The sequence below is a fragment of the Pseudactinotalea terrae genome (assembly GCF_009733845.1).
Taxonomy (GTDB): Bacteria; Actinomycetota; Actinomycetes; order Actinomycetales; family Beutenbergiaceae; genus Pseudactinotalea; species Pseudactinotalea terrae.
The window spans coordinates 90149-96500 of record NZ_WNXZ01000010.1 but is presented as its reverse complement, the minus strand read 5'-3'; the positions used below and the strand labels follow the sequence as shown (position 1 = coordinate 96500).

The following is a 6352-nucleotide window of genomic DNA, read 5'->3' as shown; positions in this document are numbered from 1 at the left end:
ACCCAAGCCCGACATACTCATAGACCAGCTCTCGCTTCTGCTCCGCAGTACGGAACCTTCGAACAGACACAACAATCAGCTCCTCAAATCGAGGACAACTGACTCACAAGCAGTCTGGCAGTCAGGGGCCTCGACGAGTTCGGCGTGTAGTTGTCGGCGGCGCTGAGCAGGTTGCCAGCTGCCTCATATGTCCACTTGCCGTTGAGCCCGTGATCGTCCTGCCACAGGTGTACAGCTCCATGGAGGTAGAAGAAGGCCGGATCGCTCGTATCGACATCAGCTCGGTTGAACGTCTGGTCAGGCTGCCAGAAGAAGTCCTTGATCCCGGCGCCTTGGCTGGACCCGAGGCGTGTCCAGTAGGTGACGAGATCGTAGTTGGTCGTGTAGATCTCACTGTGACTCCCCAACTCAGCCGCGTAGGAGTCCTTCGTAGCCTGCGGTATCCGATCACGCGGCACGTGCGCCCCGACCACTGCGTCGAAGAGCGCCGTCTTCACCGCCTCGTAGGTCTCATCGATCTCTCGCGTAGCCCTACCCAACGCCACGGCGACAACGTGCGCGTGGTGGATGACCTCCAGCGCTGCCTCAAAGTTGGTCGTCTGGATCTCGTCAAAGACAGCGGTGGCCGCCGGGGAGAGCATCGCCAGCTCATGAAGGCTCGGGTAGCTGAAGCCATTCCATAGGTTCACGCTCATCCCGTTGCCGATCAGAAGCACAGGCCAGGAACGCTCCGACAGCGTTGCCCAGTCGGTCAGCTCGGCCCTCTCGCTCGTCGGTTCGGTCACGGGACGCGCGGGCCGTCATTTAAACGACCCTCGAGGGCGGATGCAACGGCCGCGAACTCCTCGAGTGCGGCGGTCAGGTCCTCGACGATCTCGCGGGCGATGACCTCTGGCGCTGGCAGGTTGTCGAGGTCCTCGAGGGACTCGTCGCGCAGCCATGTGATGTCGAGATTGACCTTGTCGCGCGCCACGAGCTCCTCGTATCCGAACGACGCGAACAGGTCGGTCTCAACCCGCTCGTCGCGCGGGCGGCCCGGTCGGTAGCACGCGACGAAGTCCTCCAGGTGCGCCCGGGTCAACGGATTCTGCTTGAGCGTGAAGTGCTGGTTGGTCCGCAGGTCATACACCCACAACCTCGACGTCCACGGCGTCTCGGATGCTGGCTTCTTGTCGAAGAACAGCGCGTTCGCCTTGACGCCCTGCGCGTAGAACAGTCCCGTGGGCAGCCGTAGCAGCGTGTGCAGGTCGAAGTCGTTCAGCAGCCGGCGCCGCAGCGTCTCCCCTGCCCCGCCCTCGAACAGCACGTTGTCCGGCAGGACGACGGCGGCGCGGCCGTTGATGTCCAGGATCGTCATGATGTGCTGGAGGAAGTTGAGCTGCTTGTTCGAGGTGGTCACAACGAAGTCCTGCCGCTCCACCGCCCGGTCGTCGGTGGCCTCGCGGCCGTCGGCGCCCACCATCGTCAGCGACGACTTCGTCCCGAATGGCGGGTTCGCCAGCACGACCGACCAGCGCTTGCCCGGGTCGACGGCCAGGGAGTCCTTGACCTCGATCAGCGACTCCCCGTTCGCCTCCCCGATCCCATGCAGCAGCAAGTTCATCGCCGCCAGGCGGGCGGTCCCGTCCACAAGCTCGGTGCCGCGGACGAACGTGTTGCGCAGGTGGTCCCGCTCTGGCGGTGTCATCGACTCCGCCCCCCGAGAGGCGTACTCATGCGCACCAAGCAGGAAGCCGCCCGTGCCACACGCGGGGTCGACCACATAGTCGGCCACGGTGGGCTGCACGCAGTCGACCATCGCCGCGATCACGGGACGCGGCGTGAAGTACTGCCCAGCGCCGGAGCCCTTGTCCGAGGCACCCTTCGCTAACAGCGACTCGTACGCATCACCGTTGACGTCCGTCCCGGCGGAGGACCACTGCTCCTTGTCGATCAGGTCGTGGATGAGCCGCTTGAGCTTCGCCGGGTCCTGGATCCGGTTCTGGGCCTTCCGGAAGATCGTGCCCAGCGTCCCAGTCTGACGCCCCAGGCCTTGGAGGATGAGCGTGTACTCGGTCTCGAGAGCAGCGCCCTCGGCATCCAGGAGCCGCTGCCAGGAGTACTGCGCTGGAACGATCTGCTCCGGGCGCAGCTTCCGCGTCGCCCGCTCGTGTGCCATCTTCAGGAACAGCAGGTACGTGAGCTGCTCGGTGTACTCGATGACCCCGACTCCGTCATCCCGCAGCACGTGGGCGTAAGACCAGATCTTGTCCACAAGCCGTCGTGCGTCAGACACTGGCCATCTCCTCAACTCGCTCGGTGTCGGCCACGGTTCCAGATAGCTTCCCTGAGAACGCCGCCGTAAGCAGTGAGCAGCGCAACGCGTCTGCGCGACGGTTGGCGGCCATCAGCCCGTCTTTGAGGCGCTGGACTGACACGTCGAAGGACGCCGACTCGGCGACGACGCGTCGCTGGTCCTCGAGCGGCGGTACAGGAAGCTCGATGATCCGAAGCTTCTCCTGAGGCAAGTGCTTGATCGTCGTGCCAGTGAACAGAGGATCTCCTCGCCCACTTCGGATGAAGTGTTCGAGCATCAGCGCGAGGAAGTGGGGGTCGATCAGATCTGGGTTGGCACGGACGCGATGGAGTGCCTTCTGGTAGGTCATCAGTGAGCTGGATCCCTCCCAGACCGCGCATCTTCCAGGTTCACCGCCCTCGCACACCAACACGTCTCCTCTCCGCAGTTCGAAGCGAGACCGCTCCTGGTCCGTCAGCGGGACATCGAACACGTCCGATGTGTCCACGCTGCCCCATCGGACGTTGATGTTGCGCAGGTATGGGGTTGGAACCCCCGCGACGCGCTTCGCATCGAGCATCTTGCCGAGGGCTGTCGTCGCGATGTCGCCGACCCGACGTAGGTCGGCACCCAACTCGATGGCGTGCGATCGAACTTCCTGAACGCGAGACAGCCGTAGGAGGCCGACGCTGTCGATTTGGCGCACGATGGCACCGCTTGCAGCGTCGAGGCGGGAGAGGTGGTCTTCTAGGATCTCGACGATCCGTCGCTGCTCGTCGAGCCTCGGCAGGACAAGCGGGATGTCACGTACGTCGCGGCCAGCGATGCCCGACTGGCCCGCCGTGGTTCGAATGCGGGGTTCAAGGAACTTACGGGTCTGAGGAGCCTGGAGCTGGTAGTTCACGAACCGCTCGTCGACGAACGATGTGTCGATCACCACGCGGATGAGCTTGTCCGGATGCAGGAGAGGCGATGTGTGCTCCGGGACCAGGCCGGGGATCCCCACGAGATGGCGACTGCCGTTGTACCGCGTGACGAGGATGTCGCCCGAAGCAACACCGAAGGCTCGAACCTGCTCCTCCGTCACGTCCTCCACGAACCTGGGTTCCGAGACGTCGACGCGCCCATTACGCACCGCTGAGATTCGCAAGATCTGGGTCCCAAGACCCTCGTCGTTCGGCCGCCGCGCGAAGATGCCGTTTCGGATCGTCGTGGTGCAGTCACCCAAGGTCGTGCCCATCCAGCCATCTGGAAGCATCGTCACGCGGTGAGCTCCTCGTTGAGCTCTTCGAGCAGGTCGCCCGTCTCGTCGCCGAGGTCTCGCAGCGCTCCGTCGATGCCCCCGCGTTCGTCGAAGGGTGCTTCGTCGAGGTCGTCGGCAGTGATACCGGCGGAGTTCGAGATCACATCGACCATGCGGTCGAGCCACCACCTTTGCGTGTCGGTGAACTGGGTTCCGGCCTGCTGCTGGAGGAGGAGCCAGCCCGCGTAGCGCTCCTGGACGGTGTCGGCGAACGGGACCAGCTCCGGGTCTGCGCCGAGGGTATAACGGACCAGGGAGACGACATCGGTGAGGCGGGACTTGTCGCGGTGACGCACCCGCCCGCCGTCGACCTGCTCGTATGCGGACCAGATCAGATCCATGGTCCAGTTGCGCGGCGGGCGGGCGATGCGGTCGGCGAGCTCCTTGATCGCCTCGAACGGGACACGGCGGGACTTCGCCTCGTCCATGATCTGGATCGCAGTGATCTCCGACCTGTGGGTGACTAGGTACTGACCCCAGTCCTCCACTAGCGACCTGGCCCGCTCGGGGTCGACGACGCCGTACGCGTCAAGGAGCTCGTCGGCGTTGTACTCGTCGATGATCTGGTCGTGGGTGCGGCGCAGCTCCATGATCCGGGTCCGCAGGTCCGGGTTCCCGGCCAGCGGTTCGATCGCCGTCTCGATCAGGGCGTCGATCACGTCGGCCGGGTTCGCGCCGTCGCCGGCCTCGTGGAGGGCGGCGGCCTGCTTGTCGGGGTCGACGGCGTCGACCAAGCCGCGCACGATCTGCTTCAGCGACCCTCCGGCGACCTTGTCGAGCTCGGTGCGTTCGTCCGGGGTCAACTGGAGCTCGAGCGCGGACAGGCGGGAGGCGAGGGTGGCGACCTCGTCCTCGGTGATGGTCAGGTTCGCCGTCTTCTTCAGCAGTTGCTCCAGCGAGATCGACTTATCCCGGTTCAGCGGAGGCTCGACGAAGTCGTGCTCAGTGACCCCAACGGCGTCGACGATCACGAACCGGGTCTTTTGCTTGGCGGCCGGGTCCGGGGTGACGGCCCGAAAGTCGGCCGGGGCGATGGTACGGGCGCCGCGGCCCTTCATCTGCTCGAAGTACTGCGCCGTCTTCACGTCCCGCAGGAAGAACACGCACTCCAGCGGTTTCACGTCAGTACCGGTCGCGATCATGTCGACCGTGACCGCGATCCGCAGCTTCGGGGAGGTACGGAACGCCTGGAGCTGACCCTTGGGGTCGTTGGCGGCGTAGGTGATCTTCGCGGCGAACTCGTTGCCCTTGCCGAACACCTGCCGCACCAGGGTGACGATCTGCTCGGCGTGCGCGTCGTCCTTGGCGAAGATCAGAGTCTTGGGCACCGCCGTCCGGCCGGGGAAGATCTCGGTGAACAGCCGGTCGCGGAACGTCTCGAGGACCAGGCGGATCTGGTTCGGGTTCGTCACCGCGCGGTCGAGCTGGCCGGCGGTGTAGTCGACGTCCTCGTCGATCTGCTCGATGCGCTGCACCCGGGTGCGTTTGTCCACCTTCGGGACGAACACCCCGGCCGGGAGGGTGCCGCCCTCGTGGGTGACCTTGGTCTTGATGCGGTAGATGTCGAAGTCGACGTTCACCTGGTCCGCGACCGACTCCTGGTAAGTGTAGGAGGAGACCAGGTTCTGGCGGAAGAACGCGAACGTCTGCTTGCCCGGCGTCGCGGTCAGCCCGACCATGTGCGCGTCGAAGTACTCCAGCACTCCACGCCAGACGCCGTAGATCGAGCGGTGCGCCTCATCGACGATCACCAGATCGAATGTCTCCGGGGGCATGCTCGGGCTGTACGAGACCGTGACCGCCGAGTCCGGTGTCCAGTCGTCGAGCTGCGGGTCGTCTGTTCCAGGAACCTCGTTGCCATTGAGGACCTTGAACACGCGCTGGATCGTGGAGATCACGACATTCGACGATGCGAGCATCCCGGCGCCGGTGAGCTTGTCGACGTTGTAGATCTCGGAGAACCGGCGCCCATCATCCGGGGTCGTGTAGTTCTGGAACTCCGCCAAGGTCTGGTCGGCGAGATTGTTGCGGTCGACCAGGAACAGGACCTTCGAGAACCCGCCGTACTTCAGCAGGCGGTACGCCAGCGTCACCGCGGTATAGGTCTTTCCAGCACCGGTTGCCATCTGGATGAGCGAGCGGTCGAATCGCTGCTCCGCAAGTGACCGCTCGGTGCCCTTGATCGCTAGGACCTGCGCTGGTCGCAGCGGCACCTGATCCAGCTCGGGAAGGGTCGCCACCTTGGCGCGCCACGTCGGGCGTTCAGGATCCGCATCGGCGTCCCGCATCACACGCGCCAGCGTCTCCGGCATGGGAAAACTGAAAACCTCCCTGGATCGAGGATCAGGGTCGTAGCCGTTCGTGAAGTGGGTCTCAGAGCCAGACGCCTCGAATACGAACGGCAGACGGTCCTCGACGAGGACGGCGCGCTTGCGGTGCGCCTCGGGCAGGCCGGTCGCGTACATCGCGGACTGCCACTCCACACCCGAGAGCGTCGTGCCCTCAGGCTTGGCCTCGATCACACCCACGACCTGCCGGTCGACGTACAGCAAGTAATCGGTACGACCGTGGCCAGAAGCCATGACGGCCTCACGCACGGCGACGCCTGAGCCGGCGAAAAGGTTGAGATCCCCGCCGTCCTGGACGCTCCAACCCGCGGCCGTCAGCTGTGCATCGATGAGGACCCTGGCCCGCTGCTCTGCGGCCAGGCGATCATCCCCCGACTTTAGCGACATGCTCAGATCCTACGGTTGGAGCATCGGTGGCGCGCTCCT

General features: G+C 64.8%; 4 protein-coding genes. All 4 read right to left on the bottom strand.

The window, feature by feature from the left end; all coding sequences use genetic code 11:
• Window positions 1-83: 83 nt before the first annotated feature.
• From GPA03_RS21780 to GPA03_RS21765, 4 genes are read right to left on the bottom strand one after another with little or no spacing between them, the layout of a single operon-like run.
• Window positions 84-785 carry a DUF4917 family protein gene (locus GPA03_RS21780; protein WP_156254169.1) on the bottom strand — a complete coding sequence of 234 codons (702 nt, stop codon included), beginning with the start codon at window positions 783-785 and terminating at the stop codon, window positions 84-86.
• On the bottom strand, window positions 782-2275 hold the full coding sequence (locus tag GPA03_RS21775; protein ID WP_156254168.1) for a class I SAM-dependent DNA methyltransferase: 1494 nt from the start codon (window positions 2273-2275) through the stop codon (window positions 782-784). The genes GPA03_RS21780 and GPA03_RS21775 overlap by 4 nt, the downstream gene beginning before the upstream one ends.
• Complete coding sequence (locus GPA03_RS21770) at window positions 2268-3539, bottom strand: restriction endonuclease subunit S (protein ID WP_156254167.1); 1272 nt, start codon at window positions 3537-3539, stop codon at window positions 2268-2270. The genes GPA03_RS21775 and GPA03_RS21770 overlap by 8 nt, the downstream gene beginning before the upstream one ends.
• Complete coding sequence (locus GPA03_RS21765; protein WP_156254166.1) at window positions 3536-6313, bottom strand: type I restriction endonuclease subunit R; 2778 nt, start codon at window positions 6311-6313, stop codon at window positions 3536-3538. Before GPA03_RS21765 ends, GPA03_RS21770 begins: the two co-directional genes overlap by 4 nt.
• Between the last annotated feature and the right edge of the window lie 39 nt (window positions 6314-6352).

Excerpts from the sequence above, each read along its gene's own strand:
- GPA03_RS21765 (WP_156254166.1), bottom strand. The coding sequence starts at position 6,313 with ATGTCGCTAAAGTCGGGGGATGATCGCCTGGCCGCAGAGCAGCGGGCC.